Raw genomic sequence first — 26,772 nt, 5'->3', positions numbered from 1 at the left:
TCTTCGTAACTTTTCACGTAAATGATGCTTCTATAGAGAAATAAAAGGGGAGCTAATGCTCCCCTCCACTTCGAAACATTTGTGAAAGTAGTTTTCGCTAGTGTTAGCGATTAAAAAGTGTAAACACCTCTTAAATAGTAGAAACCACCATTGATACCAATTGGTGAGGTTGTTGGATACAACGAACCTGCAATACCGGCATATTGTATGTTTTCATCAGGGTATTCATCAAACGCGTTTCGCGCACCCACTGTGAATGTAAATTCTTCTGTGAAGTTATAGGCAACTTCAAAGTCGAAGGTAATTTCAGAACCAACATTATCAATAGGCAGCGCAGAGTCTAAGTGGTCTTCAAAAATGCTACCAAAGTAGTTCATGCGCGCTAGGAAACGCCAGTCGCCATTTGTGTGATTTGCTGTAGCACTGTAACGAACCGCAGGTAGGTTATCTTCTAGCATGCGAATACGTTCTGCTGAAATGTTATCAGACGCGCGATCTACCTCTGTTGAGGTCCAGTTGTAAGCGAGTGAGAATTTAGTATCACCGCCCATCATCTCCATAGAGTAGTTAGCGACAACGTCAAGGCCTTCGGTTGTTGTGTCGAAGTCATTGGTGAAGAAGCTAATTTCTTGGAAACTAGACGCATCGTTAATACCTTGCGCAAGCAGTGCAGCGATATCATCTTCAGTTAACTCGATACCCGATGCCGTACTTATACGGTCAGTCAACTCAATGTTGTAATAGTCAGCGGTAATAAATAAACCGTTATCAAAATCTGCCACTACACCAAACGTGATACTCTCTGATTCTTCAGGTGTAAGCTGTTCGCCACCTTTAAGTTGAGACACAGGATCTGTTGGCGGAAGCGTTGCACGGTCAATTAGCTGACCACCCGTACCGAACGCTGTAGTTACGTTACGCACGTTACTTTGACCAAGCGTTGGCGCTTTGAAGCCTGTTGAGAAAGCACCACGGAAAGCGATGTTTTCAAAAGCTTGCCAACGGAAGGCGACTTTGCCTTTGGTTGTATCACCAAAATCAGAGAAGTCTTCATAGCGAAGCGCACCGGCAAGCATAAAGCTTTCCGTAATGTATGCTTCAGCGTCAACATATAACGCGATGTTGTTGCGCGACACACGACCCTGGCTATTGGCCGCCAAGCCAGGGAAACCATTTGAGCCAATGCCAAAGCCTTGTGTCGCCAACGGACCTATTTCATAAGAAGCAGTGTCACCTGCAAAGCTCTCATAACTTTCATTGCGATATTGGAAACCTGTTGCCACAAATAGTGGTTCATACAAGCCAACATCGAAGGGTTTTGTAAAATCAATATCTAGGGTTTGCTCAGACTGTGTATAACGACCTGGGCTAAAATCAAACGGTGTATCTGGACCTAGAGAAGGGTTGATGGTGTTACTGATAGCAAAATCAACTTCGTTTTGACCAAGGTTTAAACTTACGTCATAAGTGATATCGTTATCTAACTCGCCTCTTGTACCAAAGACAAGTGACATATCAGTTACCGTACCGCCGAAACGTGGCGTGAAACCACCCGGTAGAATTTCATTAAATGCAAAACAGTCTGGATTGTTCTGTACTTGGTTGATGTAGGTTGGGTTTTCAAGAACGTTATCACCAACACGAATATTGGTTGGACAGTTACCTGACATATCACCGGTCAAATCACCGACAAGTAGTAGCTGATACCCTTCACCTTCTTCAATAACGCCGTCGCCGTTGCGATCTGCAATCTCTAAGCCTCCGTCATTCACACCACCACGATTGTGTGGGTTACGGAAGTAGAAACCACCTTCCACTTCACGTTCAGCAAAGTTACCAAACATGTATGCTTCTGATGTATTGGAAAGCTCAATGCCAGCATTGGCAAATAATTTGATGTCGTGTTTAATTTCAGGTGAACCCCAAATTTGCGCAGGGTCTGCAACGAAAGTGTTACCTGCCGCCACCAATGCCGCGGCATCGTCACGTTGAATACTGCGCGACGTATCATCTGCTGTTCGGTATTCTGCTGATAAGTTAATGAAGCCTTTTTCTGATAGTGGAAGACCCACATTACCAGACAGCTGAATCATATCGCCATCGCCTTCATAGAACGAGCCATAGCGCGCTTCAAACAAACCGCCCTCTGATGAATCATTTAGCACGAAGTTAATTACACCTGCAATCGCATCCGAGCCATACTGAGCTGCAGCACCATCACGAAGTACTTCTACCTGCTTAAGTGCAGAAGCCGGAATAACAGAAATATCTGGGCCTTGCGCACCGTCTGAAAGGCCGCCACCTAAGAATGTGATTACCGCAGAACGATGGCGTCGTTTACCATTAACAAGCACAAGCGTGTGATCTGACGCCATACCACGAAGGTTAGCTGGACGTACAAGCGTTGATGCATCGTTAATTGGCTGGTCGTTTACGTTAAAAGACGGAACAACAGTTTGCATCATAGATACCATATCGGTGGCACCCTGCTGCTTAAACTCTTCGTCAGAGATGATGTCGATTGGCACTGCTGAGTCAGCAACTGAACGAGGTGCTGCACGTGAGCCAACTACCGCAATTTGTTCATAATCTTCGGCTTTTGCACTTTCTTCTGCTTCTTGAGCGTAAACAGGTGCAGCCGTCATTACCGAAAACGCAGCAGAGGCAGCTAGCACGCCCCGCACGTTTTTAGTCAATAAAGACAAGGTTGTATTCATGGTGGATTCCCGGATTTTCACATACACACTTTTAGCGCTATTTACACATTAAAAAAGTGCGCAGAGTTGTTGTTATTTTTTACCTTCAACACTGACTTTTTTGTGGCCAGATGGTATTTCTTATAAAACGCAAGACATTAAAAAACAAACCTTTTTCGACAAAATAAAAATATTTTTTCACACCATAGAGGATTTGTATTTCTGACCTGTCTATATAGTTTTTACGGGAATGAAAGTGGGGCTTTTTCGGCGGTTTTTAATAAAAAAAGCCGGCTATAAGCCGGCTTTCCAATCGATTTTTGCAAACAAATATATTTGCGTATGAAAACGGGTTTACTCTGCTTCTTTGTACTTAGCAGCCGTCTCTTTGATAAGTGGTTGTAGTTCGTTTTGCTGGAACATTTCAATAATAATATCGCAACCACCAACAAGCTCACCCTCAACCCAAAGTTGTGGGAATGTTGGCCAGTTTGCGTATTTTGGCAGTTCTGCACGAATATCTGGGTTTTGTAAGATATCAACGTAAGCAAATGGTTCGCCACATGACATCAACGCTTGCGATGCTTGTGAAGAGAAGCCACAGCTAGGTAGCTTAGGAGAGCCCTTCATATACAACAAAATTGGGTTTTCTTCGATTTGCTGCTTGATTCTATCTAGCGTTGATTGGTTTTCAGTATTATCCATTTGATTCCTCTGAGCTCAAAAGTGTCTTCCCATTAAAGTGGGAATGCATAAATGATTTATCAAGGCAAAGAGTATCATAAATTTATCTTTATTTACTGTCGACCGATTGATCTTTTCTACCCACCAACCGTTATGTACCCATACACAGAACAACTATTTACTGTCACAAAATAACTTTTGAAAAAAATTCACATTTTTGTCATTGAGTTATAGGACTTTATCCCCACAATTAGGATAAGCTTTAGCGTCTAAAGCGGTAAATTAAGTACAGAAGTATATACACTTATTGAACAGGCGAAGATAAGTGTGCTTTAGACTACAATACTAAACCAACATGGAGACCGTCATGGCTTTTGAATTACCAGCATTACCATACGAACAAAATGCACTAGAACCACATATTTCTGCTGAAACGCTTGAGTACCACTATGGCAAGCACCACGCTACTTATGTAACTAAGCTTAACGGCCTAGTTGAAGGTACTGACATGGAAAACAAAAGCCTAGAAGAAATCATCAAATCTTCTGAAGGCGGTGTTTTCAACAACGCGGCGCAAGTATGGAACCACACGTTTTACTGGCACTGCCTTAGCCCAAATGGTGGCGGTGAGCCAACAGGCGCGCTAGCCGAAGCTATCAACGCAAAGTGGGGCTCATTTGCAGACTTCCAAGCTGCATTCAACGACAAAGCGGTTAACAACTTCGGTTCAAGCTGGACATGGCTAGTTAAAACTGCAGACGGCAGCCTAGACATTGTAAACACAAGCAACGCGCAAACGCCTATCTCTGGCGACGACCTTACGCCAGTACTTACTGTTGACCTTTGGGAACACGCTTATTACATCGACTACCGTAATGCGCGTCCTAAGTACCTAGAAAACTTCTGGGCATTGGTTAACTGGGAATTCGCAAGCAGCAACTTTGCTTAAGCTAGTTGCGTGTACTTAACCTCAACGAGGTTAAACAAAGCGTTAAGCAATTTTCATAAAAAGCCCCGGCATTGACCGGGGCTTTTTTTGTTCTGATATTTCTATTAACAGACACTAAATTCTTATTAAAGTTGCATTTTTTATTAGACCAAAAGATTAAGAACTATACACAATAATTACTATCGTTTTCCCAAATACCGACTAAGCTGAAAATACGGGGTTCCGTATTTAAGGGGTATTCATGGGTATTTTTGAACACTATCAAAGTCGCTACGAAGAGCGAAAACAGGAAGAGTTCACCATTGGGGAGTTCCTTGAAATTTGTAAAGAGGATCAAACCGCTTACGCAAACGCAGCAGAGCGATTGCTACAAGCCATTGGTGAACCTGAATTAATTGACACTGCCAACGACCCGGCGCTAAGTCGGATCTTCTCGAATCGCGTTATTTCTCGCTATCCAGCTTTTTCAGAATTCTATGGCATGGAAGAAGCCATAGAACAAATTGTTTCTTATTTAAAACATGCCGCGCAAGGACTTGAAGAGAAGAAACAAATTCTTTATTTGCTTGGACCTGTAGGCGGGGGTAAGTCTTCTCTTGCGGAACGCTTAAAAGAGCTAATGCAGCATGTTCCCATTTACATGCTTAAAGACTCACCAGTGAACGATCATCCATTCTGTTTATTTGATGTTAAAGAAGATGGCGACATACTTGAAAAAGAGTACGGCATTCCTAAGCGCTATTTGAAAACTATTATGTCGCCGTGGGCGCGAAAACGCCTGCACGAATACAACGGTGATATCACAAAATTCAAAGTGGTTCGCGTTTATCCTTCCGTACTTGACCAAGTGGGTATCGCAAAAACTGAGCCAGGCGATGAAAACAATCAAGATATTTCTTCGCTTGTGGGTAAAGTGGATATTCGCAGATTAGAGCAATATGCGCAAAACGACCCTGACGCTTACAGCTACTCGGGCTCACTGTGTAAAGCGAATCAGGGGTTAATGGAATTCGTTGAAATGTTTAAAGCGCCTATTAAGGTGCTTCATCCTTTATTGACCGCTACGCAGGAAGGCAACTACAACCCCACAGAAGGTTTCTCTGCACTTCCCTTTGACGGGCTAATACTCGCACATTCTAATGAATCTGAATGGCAAACATTTAGAAACAATAAGAATAATGAAGCGTTTCTTGACCGCGTTTATATAGTAAAAGTGCCATACTGCTTACGGGTTCGTGAAGAAATTAAAATCTATAAAAAGCTACTTGATAGCAGTGAGCTTAAAGGGGCACCGTGCGCACCAGACACGTTAGAGTGTTTGGCACAATTTACCGTTTTATCTCGTTTAAAAGAGCCTGAAAACTCCAGTTTGTTTTCAAAAATGCGGGTATACGATGGCGAAAGCCTAAAAGATACCGATCCGAAAGCTAAGTCTTATCAAGAATATCGCGACTATGCGGGTGTGGACGAAGGCATGGAGGGGTTATCTACTCGCTTTGCCTTCAAGATTTTGTCGCGTGTATTTAACTTCGATCACCAAGAAGTGGCTGCCAACCCCGTGCATCTGTTTTACGTGCTTGAACGTCAAATTGAACGAGAGCAGTTCCCTCAAGAAACCGCTGATAAGTACTTGGAATTCTTAAAAGGTTACTTAACACCGCGCTATGTAGAGTTTATAGGTAAAGAAATTCAAACCGCTTACTTGGAGTCGTATTCCGAGTATGGCCAAAACTTGTTCGACCGCTATGTGACTTATGCTGATTTCTGGATTCAAGATCAGGAATATCGCGACCCAGAAACTGGTCAGCTGTTCGACAGAGCGTCATTAAATGCAGAGCTAGAAAAAACGGAGAAGCCTGCGGGTATCAGTAACCCAAAAGACTTCCGTAACGAAATCGTTAACTTTGTATTAAGGGCGCGCGCGAACAACGGTGGTAAGAACCCTGCATGGACAAGTTATGAAAAGCTACGCACCGTGATTGAGAAGAAAATGTTCTCTAACACGGAAGACTTACTGCCGGTTATTTCTTTTAACACCAAAGGTTCTGCGGAAGAGCAGAAAAAGCATGACGACTTCGTAAATCGTATGACCGAGAAAGGTTACACGCAAAAACAAGTGCGGTTGCTATGTGAATGGTACCTACGCGTTCGTAAAGCGTCTTAACGCGAAGCGCTCGCCATGCTTAAGAGCGCAGAGTGCTCTTAAGCACAGGTTTTTGTAGTTCACAACAAGATAAGCAGGTGTGTATGGCGCATTTTATTGACCGAAGGTTAAACAGTAAGGGCAAGAGTACAGTAAACCGCCAACGCTTTATCAAGCGCTACAAGCAACAGATAAAGCGCGCAGTTTCTGATGCCGTGGGCAAACGCTCTGTGACCGACCTCGATTCTGGCGAACAAATTAGTATTCCAGCCAGAGATATTTCTGAACCTATTTTTCACACTGGCCGTGGTGGCAGCAGAGATATTGTGCACCCTGGAAACGACCAATTTACCGCTGGAGATAGAATTGACAGACCACCTGGTGGCGGCGGTCAAGGGGCTGGCGAAGGCGATGCCAGCAATGAAGGCGAAGGCCAAGATGAGTTTGTATTTTCAATTTCTAAAGACGAGTATTTAGATTTACTGTTTGAAGACTTAGCCCTTCCAAATTTAAAGAAAAACCAATTTGATAAAGTCACCCAATTTGAAACCTATCGAGCAGGTTATCAAACCGATGGTGTTCCAAGTAATTTAGACATTGTGCGCTCGCTTAAAGGCTCGGTAGCTAGACGTATCGCACTTAGCGGCGGCGACAAAAGAAAGCTGCGAGAACTTGAAGAGAAGCTTGCGCTACTAGTAAATGACAAGCACGACAACACATTGGCAATAAAAGCGCTAGAAGAGGAAATTGAAGCGCTAAAAGCTAAAATTGCGCGCGTGCCATTTATCGACACATTTGATTTGCGCTTCAAAAACTATGACAAACGCCCTCTTCCATCTAGCAAAGCCGTAATGTTTTGTTTAATGGATGTGTCTGGCTCTATGGACCAAGCCACCAAAGACATGGCAAAACGGTTTTATATCTTGCTTTATCTATTCTTAACTCGTACCTATGAAAATGTAGACGTTGTTTACATTCGCCACCACACACAAGCTAAAGAAGTAGACGAACACGAATTCTTTTACTCTCAGGAAACCGGCGGGACTATTGTTTCAAGTGCATTAAAGCTAATGGATGAAGTGGTGCGAGAACGTTATAGCGATGGAAATTGGAATATCTACGCTGCGCAGGCCTCAGATGGCGATAACTGGGCAGACGATTCTCCACAATGCCGAGACTTGCTTACTGCCAAGCTACTACCTGTGACACGTTATTACGCTTATATAGAAATTACAGAGAGACAACACCAAAGCCTGTGGCGCGAGTACGAAAAAGTCTCTGCCACACGCGACAACTTTGTGTGTAAGCACATACAAACTCAGGCCGACATCTACCCCGTGTTTAGGGAGTTATTCAAACGCTCTGAACAAGATGCGCAGCAAGGAGCCTAAAATGACCACTGATACCATAACAAAAGAAACGCGCGAATCTACGCCGTTTCAGCGTCATTTGTTAAGTGATGGTCCTGACTGGACTTTCCCACTTATAGAAGAGTACGAACAGCACATTGATCGCATCGCGAAAAAATTTAAATTAGACACTTACCCAAATCAAATCGAAGTTATAACGGCCGAACAAATGATGGATGCCTACGCCAGTATAGGCATGCCGCTTAACTATACGCATTGGAGTTTTGGCAAAAAATTTATTCAAACTGAGCAACAATATCGTCGCGGGCAAATGGGACTCGCTTACGAAATAGTCATTAACTCTGATCCCTGCATTGCGTATTTAATGGAAGAAAATACCATTACAATGCAAGCCCTCGTCATGGCCCATGCTTGCTACGGACACAATTCATTTTTTAAAGGCAACTACTTATTTAAAACCTGGACCGATGCTAGCTCTATCATCGACTATCTAGTTTTTGCTAAAAATTACATCGCCAAGTGTGAACAAAAGTACGGCTTTGAGGAAGTCGAGAATATGCTCGACTCGTGTCATGCTCTAATGAATTACGGCGTTGATAGATATAAACGCCCGCAAAAAATCTCGTTGCAAGAAGAGAAAAACCGGCAAGAAGAACGCGAAGCTTACCTGCAATCTCAGGTAAATGAACTATGGCGCACTTTACCAAACAGCCCACACAGTAAACATAAAGAGAAGATTCGCTTTCCTCGAGAGCCTCAAGAGAACTTGCTTTATTTTATTGAGAAAAACGCGCCTTTGCTCGAGCCATGGCAGCGTGAAATAGTGCGAATTGTGAGAAAGGTCTCTCAATACTTTTATCCTCAAAAGCAAACTCAAGTGATGAATGAAGGTTGGGCGTGTTTTTGGCACTATCATATATTAAATGAGATGTATGATGAGGGCTTGGTAAGCGATCGCTTTATGATTGAGTTTTTGCACAGCCACTCAAGCGTAGTTATGCAGCCCGAATACAACAGCCCGTATTACTCTGGTATAAATCCTTACGCACTTGGTTTTTCCATGTTTATGGATATTAAACGCGTCTGTCAGTCACCGACTGAAGAAGATTATCAATATTTACCTAATATAGCGGGTAAAGACTGGCTGGAGACCGTACATTTCGCTATGGCAAACTTTAAAGACGAGAGCTTTATCAGTCAGTTTTTATCGCCTAAAGTTATCCGCGATTTTAAATTGTTTGCTCTTGAGGATGACACCGCTAAACCTTTTATTGCTGTTAGTGCCATTCACGATGAAATGGGTTATCAAATTATTAAGGAGAAGCTGTCTGCTCAATACAACTTGAGTAATTTAGAGCCCAATATTCAGGTGCACAATGTGGATGTTAGAGGCGACCGCTCGCTCACCCTTCGCTATATTCCACAGCGCGGCATTCCTCTCTCTGACTCTAAAGATGAAGTAATGCGTCACCTTCACAGGCTTTGGAAGTTTGATGTCCGCCTAGAGCAAGACAGTGGTGAAGAGGGAATAGAGATAATTTCAGAATGCAAACGCTCGCCGCAGGTTTAAACCTGCGGCCTCTATTTATCAATAACAGCGTTAGGCTGTTTCAGCGTTTCCCATCTCTTTTCTTGAGCACAACAATAACGACATTGCCCCTATTCCAGCAAAGATAGCAGCGGTGACGAACGTCTCATAGGCGTTAGCACCTTGTTGCCATTGCTGCCCAGCCATGTAATTGCCAAATGCCCCGCCCAGCCCGAACGCTACACTTATATAAACGGCTTGCCCTCTGCTGTGGTACGCCTTAGGCAAAAACTGGTGAATAAAGTGCACCGAAACCGCATGAGTTAACCCAAAACTTAAGGCATGAATAAGCTGGCTTAAAACAATCACCATAAAAGAATCGGCGAACGCCGCCATGACATACCAGCGAAACCCCGTGAGTGCTATGCTTATAAACAATAAGTTCCATACGCCAAAGTTGCTAATAAGCCTGCGGGCAATAAGAAATATTCCTACCTCTGCAAGTACGCCTAGTGCGATGAAAATTCCGGTTTGCTGGCCGCTATAATCAAGGTCGCGCATGTATAGCGCAAAGAAACCGTAATACGCGCCAAAGCTAATTTGTAAGCACGCAGAAGCAAAAATAAAGATAGCGAAAGGTTTTTGTTTGACGTATTTCCAAATACTGCCCGCCGTAGACGATTCAGGCGCAGCTTCTTTGGGCGCTCGTATAAACAAGGTGCTTATAAATAGTAGTGCTAGCACACCAATACTTGCATGAACAGGCGTATCGGTCGAAAAGACATCAAGAGCTTTTCCCACGCCTACCGTCAAACAAATAAAACCCACGCTTCCCCACAGTCTTATTTGCCCGTACGTAGCGTTGGTTTTCGACACCGTATTCATGGTAATAACTTCAAGCTGTGGCAGCACCGCTGTCCAGAACATCATCATTAACCCGAAGGCCAGCGTAAGTCCCCAGAAACTGGTGAAGTAAAAAACAGAACTAAAGGTAAGCACAGTCAGCAAACAGCCTAAACGCATAACGCCTATCGCGTTACCTGTTTTATCGGCAACGCCTGCCCACAGCCCAGGACCCAATATACGAGCTAGGGTAATAACGGCAAAGAGTTCGCCTATCTCCGCCGAGGAAAATCCTCTCCCATCAAGAAAGATTCCCAAGTAAGGTACTAGTACGCCAAGCTGACCGAAATACAGCCAGTAGGTGATGGCGAGAATAAAAAGCGCTGTCTTGCTGTTAGCTGCGCTTCCATTATTGGGTGGGCTTTTCAGTGACAATTCACATCTCCATATGCAAAAACGCCACTAGCAAAGAATTGGCAGTGGCGAATATTGGCAATCTTAAGCGCAGCAAAAGCTTCATACTACGCGTTGGTAATTAAATTTATAAACTAAGCCTGACCCGCAATTGGTTTCGTGGTCGATTGCACACCGGCATTTTGCGCGCGGTGACGCAGTAAATGATCCATCAATACCAGCGCCAGCATAGCTTCAGCGATGGGCACAGCACGTATACCAACACAAGGGTCGTGGCGACCTTTGGTGACAATATCAATTTCTTCATTGTCTTTATTGATAGTTTTGCCCGGTACCGAAATGCTCGAGGTCGGCTTAAGTGCCATGTGTACTTCTATATCTTGGCCGGTAGAAATGCCGCCTAATACGCCACCTGAGTGGTTAGACACAAAGCCTTCAGGAGTAAGCGTATCGCGGTGTTCACTACCTTTTTGATTGATTACATCAAAACCATCGCCAATTTCCACGCCTTTCACCGCGTTAATACCCATCATGGCGTGAGCAATTTCAGCGTCTAGCCTGTCGAAAACAGGCTCGCCAAGACCAACAGGAACGTTTTTCGCTACAACTGACACCTTCGCGCCAATGCTATCGCCCGATTTTTTAAGGTCTCGCATGTACTCGTCCAGCGCATCTAGTTTAGAGTCGTCTGGGCAAAAAAACGGGTTGGTGTTAGTTACACTGTGATCGACCTTATCTACCGTAACCGGTCCAAGCTGAGACAAATACCCCAACACCTCAATGCCGTGTATTTCTTTTAAGTATTTTTTTGCGATGCCACCTGCCGCTACACGAATAGCTGTTTCACGTGCAGACGAACGCCCGCCACCGCGGTAGTCGCGGCTACCGTATTTCTGATCGTAGGTATAGTCGGCGTGGCCTGGGCGAAAACGGTCTTTGATATTGCCGTAATCTTGGCTTCGCTGATCTTTATTTTTAATCAATAAACCAATGCTTGTGCCTGTGGTTATACCCTCAAATACGCCAGATAAAATTTGTACTTCGTCGTCTTCTCTTCGCGCGGTGGTATAGCGAGAAGTGCCAGGCTTGCGTCTGTCTAAATCAACCTGAAGGTCCTCTTCAGTGATCTCAAGTCCTGGGGGGCAACCGTCTACCACACCGCCAATGGCAATGCCGTGGCTCTCACCAAACGTGGTTACAGTGAAAAGTTTTCCGAAGCTGTTACCTGACATAATTAACTGTTAATCCTTACTTCTAAAATACTGTACTAATGTGTCTTTGCGTACGGCGAAAATACCTGAACCGCCATTTTCGAACTCAAGCCAAATCACTTCTAAACCAGGAAATCTCTCGTTCATATGCACTTCGCTATTCCCGACTTCGACAAAAAGCCAACCGCCGTCATTAAGGTAAGTGGGCGCTTCTTTAAGCATAATATCAACGAGTTCTAGGCCGTCTTCACCTGCGGCAAGGGCAAGCTCAGGCTCGTGATGATACTCTTCTGGCAGGTCTGCCATGTCCTCTGCGTCAACATAAGGTGGGTTAGACACGATAAGGTCGTACTTCTGCCCTTCTAAACTTGAAAACAGATCTGACTGAATTGGATAAACACGGTGACTTAAGCCGTGCTCCTGAATATTGATATCGGCCACTTCCAGAGCATCTGTGCTGATATCAACAGCATCCACCTGCGCTTCTGGATACGCATGAGCAAGCGCAATTGCGATACACGCACCGCCTGTACACATGTCTAGAATAGTGTTTGGCGTCGATTCTACAAATGGCGCAAACTCTTTTTGAATAAGTTCAGCAAATGGTGAACGAGGAATAAGCACACGTTCATCTACGTAGAATGGCATACCGCAGAACCAGGCTTCGTTCGTGATGTAGGGCAATGGCATGCGCGTTTGCACACGCTTTAATACAAGCTCGGCAATTTTCTCTCGCTCACTTTTTGTTAAGCGAGATGACATTACACTGTCGCCAACTTGCTCTAATATAGGATGAGGCAAATGTAAGGCTTGCATAACTAAGCTAGTTGCTTCATCCCATGCATTGTCAGTACCATGACCAAAGTACAAGGCCGCATCGTTAAAACGGCTGGTTGCCCATCGTGTCATATCTAACAGGGTATGCAGATCTTCAATGGCTTCTTCAAGGTAAAACTTATCGGTCATGGCGTTTGGGTACATCAAAAATTTCAAAGCTGGTATCATACCCAAACTTCATAACGATTCACATAATTAACTACGTACCGAATCTTTCTATTCGTTATAATTTAAGCGTTTTGAATCGTTAATCTCGAGTGAATTTACCTAAGTTATCGTCAATGAAAACCTTTAAAAAAGAACTCAAAGCATTAAAGAAGCAGCTTTCTGAACCCAAACGCCTAACAATTAAGGCGAGTAAGGGAAGCGCGAGCAATGGAAACACGCCTACACATGCTGAGGAAGAGGCTTTTTCATTTGCCGATGCGATGCAGGGCGTTACGCCTTTATCTCAGGATAAGGTGGAGCCTGATAAACAAGTCGAGTTATTCAAAAAGTCTCAGCAGGTAAAGGGTAAACATTTAAAACACAGCAAGCAATTAGCGGCTAGTTTCGACTTTTCTGATATGTATCAAGCAGCGCTGCCCGAAGAAGGCCCTATGCGATTCTGCCAAAAGGGTGAGTCTACACATGTCTTGAAACAGTTGCGTCGCGGCGATTATTCTCCAGAAATGACATTAGATCTTCACGGACTAACACGTGAAATGGCGAAAGCAGAACTTGCAGCACTTATTCACACGGCAAGAAAAGAACTGGTTGACTGTGTATGCGTTATGCACGGCTTTGGTCAGGGCGTGTTAAAAGCCGCCCTGCCCCATTACCTTGTGCAACACCCACACGTGCGTGCCTTTCATCAAGCCCCACTCGAGTATGGCGGGCAAGCGGCACTATTGGTGCTTATCGACATACCGCTTCAAAATACCAAGCGTTAAAGCGCGTAAACCAAACTATAAAGTGCGAGTTATTTGTCTTCATCTGCACTGTTGTGCATAAACAAATAGGTGTAATACATCATCATCGCAACAATAATGCCTATACCTAACAGCGAGCCCCATACTACTGGGTCTTTCATCATAGTCCACAACATAATTAATCTCCTCTTCAACTGACTTAATAGTAAAAGAGACACGCTGTGAAGGTGATGATCTAGATCAAGGCCGTTTTGTGGGAGTCAAAAAGGGTTTTGAATGTTTGATCTAAGTCAAAAACAGGGGGCAATAACCCCACTGCCCCTCGTGATTGCATGAAAAAGTGTTTCCCAATACTAACTGTACCGATTAAATATGTTGAGATTACCTTCTCTTCCCAACATTGACTCTGCACTTCTACATAACTCTTCCATTGATTCACTAATTTTGATGTCAAAGTTAGACGAGGTTGATTTTAAACTGTGGTGGAAAATTTTGGCGTTGGTATGTGTGGCTAAAAGTAAGAAACCTAAACAGCCGTAAGATTTCAAAAACGGCATGCGTGAACAAAGCTGGGACGCTGCGGTATGGGTAATCGTGAGACTTTTGTCAGGAATAGAAAAAATGACCCATTCGTCAAGTTTCCTTCCCTCTCGGACAATGTTTTCGAACCATCCTTCGACCGTTCTGTCGTCATAAACATTGCTGGGAATATCAAAGAGTACGTTATTTACATTAAAAAAACGATAATGATGCTGACTGCCTACCATGGCTACCTCCTGTTATGCTCATGTAATATAGGTAGGTAAATATATCCAGCAAAGATCATTTCATAAAAACTTAAGCCTAATTAAGTAGTTATTGAATCGCATTTATTTGTGAACGTTTGTGTACGGATTCAGTTTGTGAGCCTGCATACATGCCAGAATTTTATTGGTTAGCCATTCTATTGCTTCTTGACTATTATCGAAGTACTCAAAAGGTAACGTTGAAGACGCGTAAACTCTAGACCAAAACTTTTTTTGCATTGTAATGCCTTCAGGCTCTTGCAGAACAATCGCAGTTGCCGCCAAACCTTTAGTCACCGCCTTGCTGACAATTGCTTGGCCAGATTGTGTCGCTTCCATTGGTGCAAGTGCAAGGCCGTGAACGTTCACTAAACTCCCCCAGCAGGGAGCTGCTATTTTCGCTCTCTCGGCACCAACTTCTGTTTCATACTTTTGCATAAACTCTAAGTTAAACGGCCCGACAAGGTCGATAAACAAAATATTTTTTTCTGATTTAAAATGCGCGTGAACTTCTCCGTGCGCGCCAAACTCAATTCTACTCATATCTCCCCCCTTTCAAAGAGTATAAAACAAGAAATGGTGTTTCGCTGCCAACGCAAAAGAGTAAACACTGGATGTACAGAAAAGAAATTAATTCAAAAAAGATATTGAAAATAATTCTCATTTGCAATATCTTGTAAATGCCTGTTCGACGTTGGGTAAAAAACGGTCTTGGCTTAGCGTCGCTGAGGGGTAGACGCCCGTCTATCCCTCTATTTTTTCTTCAACAAGGTCCGCTTACTTCTTAACGTGTTCGAAAACATTTCTAGGCGCATAAAAAATGCGACTATGATGCCGCGTTTTCAAACTAAATACGTTGAATCTGTCAGGTAAAAAGCTTCATAAACCAGCCTTTCTGCAGGTCTTCTTCACATTTTTTAAGCTGAGTTGCGTAACGAAGTGAACGTGCTTTTACCTTAGATGCCACCTTTTTAAGCCAGGGTTTTCTATCATAGCTTCGGCGCTTGTAACCGCCCCAACCTTCGTGATAATTCAAATACTGCGCGTAGGCATCCCACTTTGAAATACCGTTTACCCTCTGGGACTTGTAGATAAACCAGCCCATAAAATCGATGGCGTCTTCAAAGTCATCTCTATCTGCGCCGCTGTTGTCAGTTTCTCTCATGTAATCCGACCACGTTGGCGTTTTCGCCTGTGAGTAACCGTAAGCTGAACTTACACGCCCCCAAGGAATGAGCCCGAAAAAGACATAATCGCGCGGTGGGAGTGCATCATGGCGAAACGAACTTTCTTGGTACATCATGGCCATTGGTACATGAATGGGTACTCCCCATTTATCACGTGCATCAGCAGCGGCATCATACCAATCGTCTTTTTCGTAGAATATTTCGCACAAATTACTGATGTCTTTAGGAGGCGTAGTTGCACACCCAGCGATAAACAGTGGAAAAAGAACGATGAGTGTTGATAAAAAAAACACCAATTTTTTGAACTTTTGGTTCATAGCTTGTCTTAACTAATGTTCTAGTAAAATGTGTGTTTCCCTGGAACCCTTCGATGCCTGACTCCCGTCAGGCATTTTTTTTAGCCGGGGCTTCAGCGAAATACTCACGGATAAATGTATCAAAGTCGTTAGAATCAGCGGCTTCAATTTCTTTTTGAGCAGCAAACGATACGTCAGCCTGTGCATCAAATCCTGCGGCATCGGTATCTGAGTATTCAAACGACTTCATTTCAGCTTGGTAAGCCTGCGCCAATTCCAAACCTAACACACCATTATCTTTGTCATTTTCTAATAGCGTAGCAAGTAATTTTCCTGACGGAGTTAGCTGCGGCTTTTTCACTTTTTCAAATTCTTCGTCAACGGCTTGAGAATAGCGCGTTGACTCATTAGCTAAATCCAGTAGTTCAGCAGCTTGTTTAAACGACGAGAATAGCGAAGTACACCAGTCTGGAAGTGAAATAGCTTCGCCGTGTCTTTGAAGCAGTAATTCTGGGTTTCGCCCTTCCAGCACCACTTTATTCATGTTCTCTTTTGCTTCTTTAAGCTGCGCTTCATCAAGTTCTGCGCTTGGCATCAGTAAACAGGCCACTAAGAACACGTCTAAGAAATCAAACTGGGTTTTAGATATACCTATTGCTGAAAATGGGTTTACATCTAAGGCTCGCACCTCAATGTAGTTTATACCTCGTCTAACCAACGCATCTGTGGGCTTCTCCATAGACTGAGTTGGTTGTTTGGGACGGATAGGCGAGTACAGCTCGTTTTCAATCTGGATGATATTACGGCTAAGCTGTTGGTAATTACCCTCTTCTCCAGCGGCAAATTGGCTAAAGCGAGAAGATGGTGTGTTCATAGCATCACGTAGTAGTCTTACGTAATTATCTAATTCGTTGTAACAAATTTTAAGCGACGACTGCTCTGCACTGGTATAGCCTAAATCACTCATGCGAAGTGACGTCGCATACGGCATATAAACGGTGCCTTTACCTACTTTTTTGAAAGGTAGTGCATGCTGCTTGCCTTTCAAAAACGAACCACACAGTGCGGGGGATGCACCGTATAGATAGGGAATAAGCCAACACAGTCTGCGATAGTTACGGATTAAACCAAAATAGTCGGCCGACGTCTGGTCTTGAGAATGTTCTTTCCCATTTAATTCGGCCCATAACTTCCAAAATGAATCGGGCAACGAGAAATTGAAATGTACACCAGCAATGGCCTGCATCATGCTACCGTAGCGGTTTTTAAGGCCAATACGATAAACGCGCTTCATTTTGCCCACATTCGACTCACCAAAATAAGCAATAGGAATATGCGCTTCATCGTCAATAAAGCATGGCATGCTTAGCGGCCAAATTTGTTCTTCACCAATATTGTCTATAACAAACTTATGAATATCTTTTAACTGCGAAATGGTCTTAGCAGCGCTATTTTCAGGCGGCGTAATAAACTCAAGTAAAGATTCAGAGAAATCTGTAGTAATCGAATCATGGGTTAGCGCAGAACCCAGCGGTTTAGGATGAGGTGTTTGTGCCAACGTACCGTTTGGGTTTATACGAAGGGCTTCGCGCTCAACGCCTCGCTTTATATCTTTTAGCGCAGCTAGAAACTCGGGTGACTTAAGCGCTGCAATGCGCGCTTCAAAACGGGATGAGTCTACAGTCAAAATGGTGGTCCGTTATGTCAATATTGCCCCCTGTTATGGGGGGCAATAGTGTAAATTCAACAAAAATCAATTTATCAGTTTAACGTTTCTCGGGTGTTACTCTCTACTGATAACTCGATAATTGGCATCGACAGCGCGTTCAACTGAGGCAAAACTTTAGCTTTGTCGCCTACTACAATAATTTGCATCTTGTCGAGATTCAAATATTGCTTTGCTAGTGCGTCTATTGTTTTCTTGTCGATGTTATTAATTATATTTAGTTGCTCTTCACGATAGCCTTTGTCTAGTCCATAGCTTAATAGCTGTCTTAAAAAGCGTGCTTTGCTGGTCGGGGTTTCAAATTCAAGCGCATCACTTAAGGTAAAGGCATTGCGCATGAACGCAATTTCGTCTTCATAAACCCCTTGTGTACGATAACGCTCTATTTCATTTAAAATTTCTTGAATACCTTCGCCGGTATTGGCAGCTGTAAGGTCGGTACTTGATTCAAACCACCCCAAGGTTTTACCGCCTACAAAACCACTGTTTGCACCATAGGTAAATCCTTTATCTTCTCGTAGGTTCAAATTAATACGGCTATTAAATGCACCGCCTAATGGGAAATTCATAAGACGAGATTTGAAGTGATCGCCTGTCGCATCGAAAGGCAAGCTTCTATCAACGATGTACACTACAGACTGAACTGCTTCAGGGCTATCAACCAAGAAAATTTGGTTCTCATTGTACTGAGGGAACTCGCTGTAATCGGCAAAATCGTAGCTTTCTCCTTTCCACTGGCCAACAAAATCCAATGTTTTCACCATGGCTTTTTTCGGTAAGTTGCCCACTACAACAATGCTAGCTTTATCAGGTGAATAGTAGTTAGCGTAAAACGCTTTAACATCTTCTAAAGTAATATTTTGTACCGTTTCAAGTGTCCCTTCATCCGGCAGGCTCACACGGTTTTCCTCACCAAACAAAACCAAATCTCTTGCGCGGCGAGCAATGCTAGACGGCGTTTTAGCCTGTTGCTGTAGGCCCTGCAAAACACGCTCTTTCATGCGGTCAAAGTCTTCTTGAGTAAACGCTGGATTAAACAGTTTTTCTTTCAACAGCGCGAGAGTTTCATTTAAATGCTTAGTTAAGGTAGACACATAAACTTGTGAGTATCTGCCTGCGGTACTAAATCGAATGGCACTTCCAAGCTTTGCTAGTTCGCTGGCCAACTCTTCATTGCTGTAGTTCTCTGTGGTTTCATTCATTAGCAACGCCGTTAAGTAAGCAGTGCCTGCTTTGCCTTTAGGGTCTAGCAGCATGCCGCCATCCATGCCTAGTGTTAGCGTTACGGTTGGTGTTTCTGTGCTGGTTACACCAAGAACCTCAATGCCGTTGGCAAGCTCTGCTTCCCAGTAATCAGGCACTTCTACCACAGGTGCCTCACCAGCTTTTGGCATCACGCTTCTATCGAAGCTTGATGGCGCACTAGTGAACGCTTCTTCATCGGCAACTTCGAGGGTGTCAACGTCAATGTTTCTTACTGGACGTTCAAAGGTTTGCTCAGCCGCAGCAAGCTGTACCTGCCCTTTTGGCACTACGCTTAACACTACGCTATTTGCGTCTTTAATATATTTGTTGTAAACCCGCATCACGTCTTCTGCTGTCACTGCGTTATAGCGCGCTATATCGTCGGCAATCAAATCTGGGGTTTGATAAAAGGTTTCATTAGCGGCAAGCGCAGATACTTTTCCAGCAACGCTTTGCAAGCCAAACACCGTACGCGCTTCAATTTGGCCTTTTGTACGCGCTAAATCATCGGCCGTTACGCCACGTGTTTCAAACTCTTTAAGTGTTTCGTTTAACACATTTTGTAAGGTTGCAAGCGACGTGATTTTGGCTGGGTTAGCCAAGGCAACCAATTGGAATTCACAGGCAAGTTCGCGGCACGGGTGAGATACTACAGCCTGCACTGCCAGCCCTTCTTTAACTAGATTTTTATAAAACAGCGAGGTTTTTCCACCGCCTAAGATATCGGCCAACACATCTAGTGGTGCTTCATCTTCATGACGGCCATATACCGTGGGATAGGTTATTTGTAAAAGCGGAAGGTGAACGTTATCTTCCAGCGTCATATAACGCGTTTCGTTTAACGTAACGGGCTGAGGCTTTGGCTCTTCAACTTTAGGGCCTGTTGGAATTTCACCGAAATACTTTTCTACCCACGCTTTGGTTTTCGCCACATCGATATCGCCACCAATAGTCAGTACGGCGTTGTTAGGACCGTACCAACGCTTAAAAAACGCTTTTAAGTCGTTTACGTTAACGCGATCTAAGTCTTCAACATAACCTATGGTCATCCACGAGTACGGGTGCCCTTCGGGATACAGTGCTTCCCCATTTAGCTCAAAACGCAATCCGTAGGGCTGGTTGTCTACTCGTTGGGCACGTTCGTTTTTAACCGTTTCTCTTTGGTTTTCAAACTTAGTTTGGTCTACGGCTTCTAACAGGTAGCCCATTCTGTCAGATTCTAGCCAAAGGACTTTTTCTAATTGGTTGGCAGGCACTGTTTCGAAATAGTTGGTGCGGTCGGTATTGGTTGTACCGTTTAAATTACCACCCGACTCTGTAATAACTTTAAAGTGCTGCTCGTCAGCAACATGTTTTGAACCTTGAAACATCATATGTTCAAAGAAATGCGCAAACCCTGACTTACCCAAGTCTTCTCTAGCCGAGCCAACGTGGTAGGTTACATCAACGTGAACAAGTGGGTCTGAATGGTCTTCGTGAAGAATAACAGTCAGTCCATTATCTAGTGTATATTTCTCGTAGGGAATAGAAACTGAGTTCAACGTACCTTTTTCAAAAACTGTTTCAAAATCGGTTTGAACATTCGCTTGATTTGCATTTTGCTCTTTTGGTGCGTGTTGGCACGCAGTTACAGCAATAACACCCAAGGTGATACACAGAGTACGTAAGGTCAGCTTTCCTGACATGTTGATTCCTTTTAAATAACCATGCATTTTCCGGCTAGCATTAAATGCTGAAATGCACCTTCATTAAATATTCAAGCGCTAGCGAGTTTTCGAAGACTACCAGACTTTTTAACGCTTTACCTGCCTCGACTTTGCTATGATTGTATTAATTTGTGTATTTCTGAAATACACTTACACTCCACAGTCTTTTGTAAAATAGGTTGTAGCCAGATTTATTCGACAAGTGGTACGAATGATCTGACGAATGGTTCCGTTTGGGAATAGAAAATAGCGCGTTAAAGGATAGTTGCATGGATCAGTCAACAACAGTACTCGATATTGATTTTGGGATGTCTCAGCTAAGCGGCAACAAAAAACTTTTGTTCACCCTGCTTGGTAAGTTTACAGACGAATACCGTTCTCTTGATGCTGACTTACAAGCACATATTGCAAAAGGTGATTTTAATGAAGCCTACTCTCTTGTTCACACCTTGAAAGGAGTGACAGGTAACCTAGGTTTATTTGCTTTGCACAATGCGAGCAAACCAGTAGAAAGCGGTTTTAGAAACGATAAGCGCGTTGCCGATGAATACCCAGCTTTCAAAGCAGTGCTAGATGAAACGATTGCAGCTGTAGATACACTAATAAAAGAACCTGAATCGAACGCTTCTGCCCCCGCCCCGGCAAATGGTGCAGCTGCGGAGCAAGCTCGCAAACAATTAATGGCTGCCTTAAAAGCCAGCGAGTTTATAGCGCAAGAAAAGCTAGACGAATGGCTTGATGCCCTAGCCCTGCCTCAAGAAAAACGCGCCGCCATTGTCGATGCAGTTGATGAACTTGATTACGAAGAAGCCATTTCAGAGTTAGAAAATAGCTAGTGCAGCCGATCCCCGTTCTTTTCGAAAACGCAGATATTCTTGTTGTTAACAAACCCGTTGGCGTCGCTATGCACGACGCCGTTGAAGCAGCTGATGTAGATACTATCGAAAGTGAAAACCCAGCGTTAGCGGTTGAGGCAACTGTCAATACCCACCAAAACGCCAGAACAGCGGGCATCGTCACCCTTCTTAAAAAACAGTTAGCCGTTAAAGAGCTACACCTTTGTCATCGATTAGATACCGGCACCTCGGGCTGTTTGTGCCTTGCCAAGAATGCCGCTACGGCCGCTCAAATTGGTGAGCTATTTTCATCGCGGCGTGTTAGCAAGTTTTATTTAGCGCTAAGTCATCAAAAGCCTAAAAAGAAACAAGGCACGATAGTAGGCGATATGAAAAATCGCCGCGGCGGGCAGCGCATCTTACTTAAGACCCAAGAAAACCCAGCCATCACCCAGTTTTTTAGTCAGGCGGCAAAACCGGGTACGCGAGGCTTCATAGTAAAACCACATTCTGGTAAAACCCACCAAATTCGTGTAGCTCTTAAAAGCGTGGGCGCGCCTATTTTAGGCGATAGCTTGTATGGCGGTGCGCCTGCTGACAGACTTTATCTTCACGCATGGCATCTGCGACTCCCCCTCTCTACTGGAGAAATAACGGTAACCGCACCATTTAATTCTGGCAACGTTGTTTGTGAAGAGGAAGTACAGGCCTGGTACAGTGCTCTTGATGCACCACAAGACTATCCTTGGCCTGCACTGCCAACGCGTTTTGTTTCTACCTAAACCCAATGCGTGTGAAAAGCGACTTAGGGTATTAAGAAAATAATGAGTAAGCTAAATAACCTTGGAAACTCAGGAAAGCTACATATTGTTGGCGGCGGCGCCATAGGCTGCCTGCTAGCCGCGAGCGCACAACTAAATAGCGTTCCCTATAACTGCTACCCTCGCAGCATCGAAACCATGCCAACTAAGGCCCTGTGGCTAGACGGGCAACAGATTGCTCTTAAGCCGCCCGAAACCTGTCCTATTTATTTAGATAAAGCGGACGTACTGGTGTTTCCTTTAAAGGTCTATCAGCTAAAAGACGCTATTTTACGATGGCGTCCATATCTTACTCAAAAAAAGCCAACTATCGTACTGCTGCACAATGGCATGGGCGGACTTGAAGTTGCCCATGAATTACTGGGTCATGACTATCCGCTGCTTGTTGCAACAACGAGTCATGGCGCCTTAAAAGTGGCATCGCCCAATGGCAATATTCAAGTGAAATATACAGGGCTTGGCGCTACTCAAATTGGCGTGCCAGAACCAGCAGAACCGCGACCTCAAACATTGCCTGCCCTGCTGAAAACAACGCCTTTACTAGCCAATGCAGTCGCCTTGCTAGATAGGGCATTACCACCTGTGCAATATCACCCTGCAATTGATGAGGCGCTGTGGACTAAGTTATCAATCAATGCCGTAATTAATCCGTTAACGGCTATTCATAACATTCAAAACAAACACATTGCTGATGCTGAATTTGAGCAAACTCGTAGCGCGATATGCCATGAGTTCACGCTAGTGGCTAACGCATATGGGTTTAACTTTGTTGAAGATGAGGTACATGCAGACGTGCTTTGTGTTGCCACAGCCACAGGTGAGAACTACTCGAGTATGCATCAGGACGTTTCGCACGGCAGACAAACGGAGATTGATGCGATTAATGGTTACCTTGTAGATAAGGCAAAGAAAAAGGGTATTCACGTTCCCGTGAATACCCTTTTAGTAGAGCGTGTACAGGCGCTGAAGCTTTAACAGCGCCGAGCACTTAAACTACCTTATTTAATGCTAACGACTATTCTTGCTCACCCGCTTCTTGCGCGTCTTTAGGCGCTTGAGGCTTCATATGTGGGAACAAGATAACATCTTTAATAGTTGAGCTGTCTGTGAAAAGCATAGCAAGACGGTCGATACCAATACCTTCACCCGCTGTTGGCGGTAGGCCATATTCAAGCGCGCGGATATAGTCATCGTCAAAGTGCATAGCTTCATCATCGCCCGCATCTTTTTCTTCAACCTGCTTAGCAAAACGTTCTGCTTGATCTTCTGGGTCGTTAAGCTCACTAAAGCCGTTTGCTAATTCACGTCCACCTACGAAGAACTCAAAACGGTCGGTAATGAAAGGGTTGTTGTCATTGCGACGCGCAAGCGGCGATACTTCCCACGGATATTCCGTAATAAAAGTAGGCTGCACAAGCTTTTCTTCAGCGGTTGCTTCAAAAATTTCGCAAAGGTACTTACCCGCACCCCAAATGCCGTCAACTTCAGGCTCTTTAATATGAAGCTGCTTTGCCATAGCTTTAAGTGCGTCAAGGTTCGCTTCTGGGTCGCGAATCGCTGCCTCGTTTGCCTCTGGCCAGTATTTAAGAATGGCTTCGCCCATGCTTAAACGGTCGAACGGCTTACCAAAGTCGTACTCCACTTCGCTAGTTACGTTGCCTTCCGCGTCTTTAGTGGTGTTCTTGATTGTAGTCGTACCAAGAATATCTTCTGCCAACGTGCGCAGCATATCTTCGGTAAGGTTCATCAGGTCATTGTAGTCTGCATACGCTTGGTAGAACTCAAGCATAGTAAACTCTGGGTTGTGACGAGTTGATAAACCTTCGTTACGGAAGTTGCGGTTAATTTCGAACACACGCTCGAACCCACCTACCACTAAACGCTTAAGATAAAGTTCAGGTGCAATACGCAGGTACATGTCAATATCTAGCGCATTGTGATGCGTTACGAATGGCTTAGCCGTCGCGCCACCTGGAATTACCTGTAGCATTGGCGTTTCTACCTCTAAGTAATCACGCTCGGTAAGATACTTACGAATACCGTTTACGATCTTGCTTCGGATCATGAACGTTTTGCGCGTTTGTTCGCTTGTGATCAAATCCACATAACGCTGGCGATATTTCGTTTCTTGGTCGCTCAAACCGTGGAATTTTTCTGGCAATGGACGAAGTGCTTTTGTTAGCAACTCGTATTGCTCCATGTTCACGTAAAGGTCGCCTTTACCTGACTTATGTAGGTCGCCCGCCACACCAATAATGTCGCCAATATCTAGCGCACCGTACTTGGCTTTAAGATCTTTTTGCGTATCTTTGTCAGCGTATGCCTGAATGCGGCCTGTCATATCTTGTAGCAATAAGAAAGGACCACGCTTTGCCATAATACGGCCAGCAATGCTTACCTTGTTACCCTGTTCTTGCAAGGTTTCTTTGTCGAATTCACCGAACTTAGCTTGAAGTTCATCAGCATAGTTTTCGCGACGGAAGCTGTTTGGGAAACCGTTTGCACGGCACTGCTCGCGAATAGCGCTTAGCTTAGCACGGCGCTCTGCAATCAATTTGTTATCGTCTGTTTGTTGGTCAGTCATAACCTTTCACTTCGTTGTTCGGTTTACAGCCCAGATTTCAGGCTGGCTTCAATAAATTTGTCCAAGTCGCCATCTAGCACGGCTTGAGTGTTGCGTGTTTCTACGCCAGTGCGCAAATCTTTAATGCGAGAGTCGTCCAAAACGTAAGAGCGTATTTGGCTTCCCCAGCCGATATCAGATTTGCTGTCTTCCATCGCTTGTTTTTCAGCGTTTTGTTTTTGCAGTTCAAACTCATAAAGTTTGGCTTTTAACTGCTTCATCGCCTGATCTTTGTTTTTGTGCTGCGAGCGATCGTTTTGACACTGCACCACAATGCCCGTAGGCTCGTGGGTAATACGTACCGCAGAGTCGGTTCTGTTTACGTGCTGACCACCCGCGCCCGATGCGCGATAGGTGTCGATACGTAAATCAGACGGGTTAATCTCAATATCGATATCGTCGTCAATTTCAGGGTAAACAAACGCTGAAGAGAACGACGTGTGACGTCGATTACCCGAATCAAACGGCGACTTGCGAACTAAACGGTGCACGCCCGTTTCTGTACGCAGCCAACCAAAAGCATACTCGCCCTGCACGCGTAACGTTGCACTTTTAATACCTGCAACTTCGCCTTCCGACACTTCAATAAGTTCGGTTTTAAAGCCGTGGGCTTCTCCCCAACGCAAATACATGCGAAGTAGCATATTGGCCCAGTCTTGTGCTTCTGTTCCACCTGAGCCCGACTGAATATCAATATAGCAGTCGTTTTCGTCGTTTGGACCAGAGAACATGCGGCGAAATTCAAGCACTTCTAATTGCTCAATTAAGCCTTCAAGCTCGGTTTGTGCTTCGTTGAAGGTGTCTTCATCTTCGGCCTCAACTGCCAGTTCTACAAGACCTTCTACGTCCTCAGTACCCTGATCGAGCTTGTGAATTGTTTCTACAATTTGCTCAAGGGCAACTTTTTCTTTGCCAAGTGCCTGTGCTCTGTCTGGCTCGTTCCAAACGTCAGGACTTTCTAATTCTCGGCTAACTTCTTCTAAACGCTCTGACTTTGCATCAAAGTCAAAGATACCCCCTAAGCGCTTGTGTGCGCTCGCGGATATCTTTTATCGCATTCGTAACGGGGTTTATTTCAAACATAGTCCGCTTAGTTCATTAAAAATTTAAGACCGCGGATAGTACCGAATTTGAAGGAATTTTGATAGGGGTTGGCGCAAATATTGCGACTGCTGCACAACGTATATTTCCGTATGAATACTAAACATTTCGTTGAAATGGGTGTTTTTGCCGTTTAATAGCTGTCACTTACCATTGGATAAGCGGTCAAAGACTATAAGAATACATACATTAGTTGTTCCATGTTAATAAAATACGTGTTTGGATGCACCAGTTTGGAGCAAAGCCCAATAAATAATGCCACTAAGCGCACGCGTTATTTGAATTTTGATCTTAGGAAAAGTATGTCGTTCAACAATCTGTCTTATGCTGTAATTGGGGTATTGCTTGGGCTTTTAGTCTTGGCGGTAGGTCAACTGCTTGACTGCCAAGATTTAGCGGGCGCTACCCTTGCATTGCGGTGCCCAGATGGCGAGCCTATTTCAAGATCATGGGTCGTAGCTTCTTCTATCATCACTTGTAGCGGAATTTTTGCTTGGTTGTATCGAAACCGAGGGATGTAGACAACACTAATCGATACTGCGATTTCACCACGCTTCCCCCCTTCAAATAATACGATTTCTGCGCGCTCTTTTGCTGTACCGATCTTCATAGATCAAAATTTTGTCAAACACTTCGCCATTATCTACGTGAACGAAATTGAAATCTGCGATACATCAGAAGCCATAGTAGCGGCAACATTCTTTTTAAAAATCAAAAAAGTACGCTGCCTGCTCAACAATAATAAAAACACCTACCCTAACAATTCACTTGACGAAGAAAAACTTAAGCGTACACTTGTGCGCTCAGTGAGCGTACACGTGTACGCTTAAGTTTTTTAATTATCTTCATTATCAATGAAA

22 protein-coding genes are annotated in these 26,772 nt (G+C 44.2%); 8 read left to right on the top strand and 14 right to left on the bottom strand.

What is annotated here, in order from left to right; translation table 11 throughout:
• Window positions 1-110: 110 nt before the first annotated feature.
• Window positions 111-2,717: a TonB-dependent receptor plug domain-containing protein gene (locus ACHUFN_RS09315; protein ID WP_394222077.1), complete on the bottom strand. Its 2,607-nt coding sequence runs from the start codon at window positions 2,715-2,717 to the stop codon at window positions 111-113.
• A gap of 333 nt (window positions 2,718-3,050) precedes the next feature.
• Window positions 3,051-3,401: a Grx4 family monothiol glutaredoxin gene (locus tag ACHUFN_RS09310; RefSeq protein ID WP_014948765.1), complete on the bottom strand. Its 351-nt coding sequence runs from the start codon at window positions 3,399-3,401 to the stop codon at window positions 3,051-3,053.
• Window positions 3,402-3,747: 346 nt separating this feature from the next.
• Here ACHUFN_RS09310 and sodB point away from each other — a divergent pair, with 346 nt between their 5' ends.
• The 4 genes from sodB to ACHUFN_RS09290 all read left to right on the top strand — a co-directional run bounded on the left by sodB (window position 3,748) and on the right by ACHUFN_RS09290 (window position 9,412).
• On the top strand, window positions 3,748-4,329 hold the full coding sequence (gene sodB, locus ACHUFN_RS09305; RefSeq protein WP_394222076.1) for a superoxide dismutase [Fe]: 582 nt from the start codon (window positions 3,748-3,750) through the stop codon (window positions 4,327-4,329).
• A 241-nt stretch (window positions 4,330-4,570) separates the two neighbouring features.
• Window positions 4,571-6,493: a PrkA family serine protein kinase gene (locus tag ACHUFN_RS09300; RefSeq protein ID WP_394222075.1), complete on the top strand. Its 1,923-nt coding sequence runs from the start codon at window positions 4,571-4,573 to the stop codon at window positions 6,491-6,493.
• 83 nt (window positions 6,494-6,576) lie between these two features.
• Entirely contained in the window at window positions 6,577-7,863 is a 1,287-nt protein-coding gene (locus ACHUFN_RS09295; RefSeq protein ID WP_394222074.1) for a YeaH/YhbH family protein, read from the top strand.
• Window position 7,864: 1 nt separating this feature from the next.
• Window positions 7,865-9,412 (top strand): SpoVR family protein, encoded by a 1,548-nt coding sequence (locus tag ACHUFN_RS09290; RefSeq protein ID WP_394222073.1) that lies wholly within the window; start codon window positions 7,865-7,867, stop codon window positions 9,410-9,412.
• A gap of 30 nt (window positions 9,413-9,442) precedes the next feature.
• Here the strand turns inward: ACHUFN_RS09290 and ACHUFN_RS09285 are convergent, their stop codons facing one another.
• The 3 genes from ACHUFN_RS09285 to prmB form a co-directional block, all read right to left on the bottom strand.
• Complete coding sequence (locus ACHUFN_RS09285; RefSeq protein ID WP_394222072.1) at window positions 9,443-10,648, bottom strand: MFS transporter; 1,206 nt, start codon at window positions 10,646-10,648, stop codon at window positions 9,443-9,445.
• Window positions 10,649-10,761: 113 nt separating this feature from the next.
• Window positions 10,762-11,859, bottom strand: a complete 1,098-nt coding sequence (aroC, locus tag ACHUFN_RS09280; RefSeq protein ID WP_394222071.1) for a chorismate synthase — start codon at window positions 11,857-11,859, stop codon at window positions 10,762-10,764.
• Between the two features lie 9 nt (window positions 11,860-11,868).
• Window positions 11,869-12,804: a 50S ribosomal protein L3 N(5)-glutamine methyltransferase gene (gene prmB / locus ACHUFN_RS09275; protein WP_394222104.1), complete on the bottom strand. Its 936-nt coding sequence runs from the start codon at window positions 12,802-12,804 to the stop codon at window positions 11,869-11,871.
• Between the two features lie 152 nt (window positions 12,805-12,956).
• Here prmB and smrB point away from each other — a divergent pair, with 152 nt between their 5' ends.
• Window positions 12,957-13,607, top strand: a complete 651-nt coding sequence (gene smrB, locus ACHUFN_RS09270) for an endonuclease SmrB (RefSeq protein WP_394222070.1) — start codon at window positions 12,957-12,959, stop codon at window positions 13,605-13,607.
• A gap of 29 nt (window positions 13,608-13,636) precedes the next feature.
• Here smrB and ACHUFN_RS09265 read toward each other — a convergent pair whose 3' ends face one another.
• The 6 genes from ACHUFN_RS09265 to ACHUFN_RS09240 form a co-directional block, all read right to left on the bottom strand.
• Window positions 13,637-13,762 carry a hypothetical protein gene (locus ACHUFN_RS09265; RefSeq protein WP_012517787.1) on the bottom strand — a complete coding sequence of 42 codons (126 nt, stop codon included), beginning with the start codon at window positions 13,760-13,762 and terminating at the stop codon, window positions 13,637-13,639.
• A 177-nt stretch (window positions 13,763-13,939) separates the two neighbouring features.
• Window positions 13,940-14,353: a hypothetical protein gene (locus ACHUFN_RS09260; RefSeq protein WP_394222069.1), complete on the bottom strand. Its 414-nt coding sequence runs from the start codon at window positions 14,351-14,353 to the stop codon at window positions 13,940-13,942.
• Window positions 14,354-14,455: 102 nt separating this feature from the next.
• On the bottom strand, window positions 14,456-14,914 hold the full coding sequence (locus ACHUFN_RS09255; protein WP_394222068.1) for a hypothetical protein: 459 nt from the start codon (window positions 14,912-14,914) through the stop codon (window positions 14,456-14,458).
• A gap of 322 nt (window positions 14,915-15,236) precedes the next feature.
• A complete protein-coding gene (locus ACHUFN_RS09250; protein ID WP_394222066.1) occupies window positions 15,237-15,875 on the bottom strand; it encodes a transglycosylase SLT domain-containing protein in 639 nt (212 codons plus the stop codon).
• Window positions 15,876-15,942: 67 nt separating this feature from the next.
• Window positions 15,943-17,541: a glutamate--cysteine ligase gene (gene gshA / locus ACHUFN_RS09245; protein ID WP_394222065.1), complete on the bottom strand. Its 1,599-nt coding sequence runs from the start codon at window positions 17,539-17,541 to the stop codon at window positions 15,943-15,945.
• A 74-nt stretch (window positions 17,542-17,615) separates the two neighbouring features.
• Window positions 17,616-20,510 carry a M16 family metallopeptidase gene (locus tag ACHUFN_RS09240; RefSeq protein WP_394222064.1) on the bottom strand — a complete coding sequence of 965 codons (2,895 nt, stop codon included), beginning with the start codon at window positions 20,508-20,510 and terminating at the stop codon, window positions 17,616-17,618.
• A 290-nt stretch (window positions 20,511-20,800) separates the two neighbouring features.
• Here ACHUFN_RS09240 and ACHUFN_RS09235 point away from each other — a divergent pair, with 290 nt between their 5' ends.
• Genes ACHUFN_RS09235 through ACHUFN_RS09225 form a run of 3 tightly spaced genes read left to right on the top strand, consistent with a single transcriptional unit; the run spans window position 20,801 to window position 23,163 of the window.
• Complete coding sequence (locus tag ACHUFN_RS09235; RefSeq protein ID WP_394222062.1) at window positions 20,801-21,367, top strand: Hpt domain-containing protein; 567 nt, start codon at window positions 20,801-20,803, stop codon at window positions 21,365-21,367.
• Window positions 21,367-22,149, top strand: coding sequence for a pseudouridine synthase (locus tag ACHUFN_RS09230; RefSeq protein ID WP_394222061.1), 783 nt, complete (start codon window positions 21,367-21,369; stop codon window positions 22,147-22,149). Before ACHUFN_RS09235 ends, ACHUFN_RS09230 begins: the two co-directional genes overlap by 1 nt.
• A 42-nt stretch (window positions 22,150-22,191) precedes the next feature.
• Window positions 22,192-23,163 carry a ketopantoate reductase family protein gene (locus ACHUFN_RS09225; protein WP_394222060.1) on the top strand — a complete coding sequence of 324 codons (972 nt, stop codon included), beginning with the start codon at window positions 22,192-22,194 and terminating at the stop codon, window positions 23,161-23,163.
• Between the two features lie 40 nt (window positions 23,164-23,203).
• On the opposite strand, the gene lysS is transcribed toward ACHUFN_RS09225, so the two are convergent.
• The 3 genes from lysS to ACHUFN_RS09210 all read right to left on the bottom strand — a co-directional run bounded on the left by lysS (window position 23,204) and on the right by ACHUFN_RS09210 (window position 26,522).
• Window positions 23,204-24,772: a lysine--tRNA ligase gene (gene lysS, locus ACHUFN_RS09220; RefSeq protein WP_394222059.1), complete on the bottom strand. Its 1,569-nt coding sequence runs from the start codon at window positions 24,770-24,772 to the stop codon at window positions 23,204-23,206.
• 23 nt (window positions 24,773-24,795) lie between these two features.
• A protein-coding gene (gene prfB, locus ACHUFN_RS09215) for a peptide chain release factor 2 (protein WP_394222058.1) occupies window positions 24,796-25,894 on the bottom strand; the annotation gives its coding sequence in 2 pieces (ribosomal slippage) (window positions 24,796-25,818 and window positions 25,820-25,894; 1,098 coding nt in all).
• Window positions 25,895-26,282: 388 nt separating this feature from the next.
• On the bottom strand, window positions 26,283-26,522 hold the full coding sequence (locus ACHUFN_RS09210; protein WP_394222057.1) for a hypothetical protein: 240 nt from the start codon (window positions 26,520-26,522) through the stop codon (window positions 26,283-26,285).
• Window positions 26,523-26,772 lie beyond the last annotated feature (250 nt).

The organism is Alteromonas gracilis (assembly GCF_043642145.1).
Classification (GTDB): Bacteria; Pseudomonadota; Gammaproteobacteria; order Enterobacterales; family Alteromonadaceae; genus Alteromonas; species Alteromonas gracilis_B.
Note: the sequence above shows the minus strand (reverse complement) of the source record. Positions and strands in the feature narration are given on the sequence as shown.

What these genes read in the sequence shown, in the direction of transcription:
- ACHUFN_RS09315 (WP_394222077.1), bottom strand. Translation starts at nt 2,717, where the DNA reads ATGAATACAACCTTGTCTTTATTGACTAAAAACGTGCGGGGCGTGCTA.
- ACHUFN_RS09310 (WP_014948765.1), bottom strand. Translation starts at nt 3,401, where the DNA reads ATGGATAATACTGAAAACCAATCAACGCTAGATAGAATCAAGCAGCAA.
- sodB (WP_394222076.1), top strand. Translation starts at nt 3,748, where the DNA reads ATGGCTTTTGAATTACCAGCATTACCATACGAACAAAATGCACTAGAA.
- ACHUFN_RS09300 (WP_394222075.1), top strand. Translation starts at nt 4,571, where the DNA reads ATGGGTATTTTTGAACACTATCAAAGTCGCTACGAAGAGCGAAAACAG.
- ACHUFN_RS09295 (WP_394222074.1), top strand. Translation starts at nt 6,577, where the DNA reads ATGGCGCATTTTATTGACCGAAGGTTAAACAGTAAGGGCAAGAGTACA.
- ACHUFN_RS09290 (WP_394222073.1), top strand. Translation starts at nt 7,865, where the DNA reads ATGACCACTGATACCATAACAAAAGAAACGCGCGAATCTACGCCGTTT.
- aroC (WP_394222071.1), bottom strand. Translation starts at nt 11,859, where the DNA reads ATGTCAGGTAACAGCTTCGGAAAACTTTTCACTGTAACCACGTTTGGT.
- prmB (WP_394222104.1), bottom strand. Translation starts at nt 12,804, where the DNA reads ATGACCGATAAGTTTTACCTTGAAGAAGCCATTGAAGATCTGCATACC.
- smrB (WP_394222070.1), top strand. Translation starts at nt 12,957, where the DNA reads ATGAAAACCTTTAAAAAAGAACTCAAAGCATTAAAGAAGCAGCTTTCT.
- ACHUFN_RS09265 (WP_012517787.1), bottom strand. Translation starts at nt 13,762, where the DNA reads ATGTTGTGGACTATGATGAAAGACCCAGTAGTATGGGGCTCGCTGTTA.
- ACHUFN_RS09260 (WP_394222069.1), bottom strand. Translation starts at nt 14,353, where the DNA reads ATGGTAGGCAGTCAGCATCATTATCGTTTTTTTAATGTAAATAACGTA.
- ACHUFN_RS09255 (WP_394222068.1), bottom strand. Translation starts at nt 14,914, where the DNA reads ATGAGTAGAATTGAGTTTGGCGCGCACGGAGAAGTTCACGCGCATTTT.
- ACHUFN_RS09250 (WP_394222066.1), bottom strand. Translation starts at nt 15,875, where the DNA reads ATGAACCAAAAGTTCAAAAAATTGGTGTTTTTTTTATCAACACTCATC.
- ACHUFN_RS09240 (WP_394222064.1), bottom strand. Translation starts at nt 20,510, where the DNA reads ATGTCAGGAAAGCTGACCTTACGTACTCTGTGTATCACCTTGGGTGTT.
- ACHUFN_RS09235 (WP_394222062.1), top strand. Translation starts at nt 20,801, where the DNA reads ATGGATCAGTCAACAACAGTACTCGATATTGATTTTGGGATGTCTCAG.
- ACHUFN_RS09225 (WP_394222060.1), top strand. Translation starts at nt 22,192, where the DNA reads ATGAGTAAGCTAAATAACCTTGGAAACTCAGGAAAGCTACATATTGTT.
- lysS (WP_394222059.1), bottom strand. Translation starts at nt 24,772, where the DNA reads ATGACTGACCAACAAACAGACGATAACAAATTGATTGCAGAGCGCCGT.
- ACHUFN_RS09210 (WP_394222057.1), bottom strand. Translation starts at nt 26,522, where the DNA reads ATGAAGATCGGTACAGCAAAAGAGCGCGCAGAAATCGTATTATTTGAA.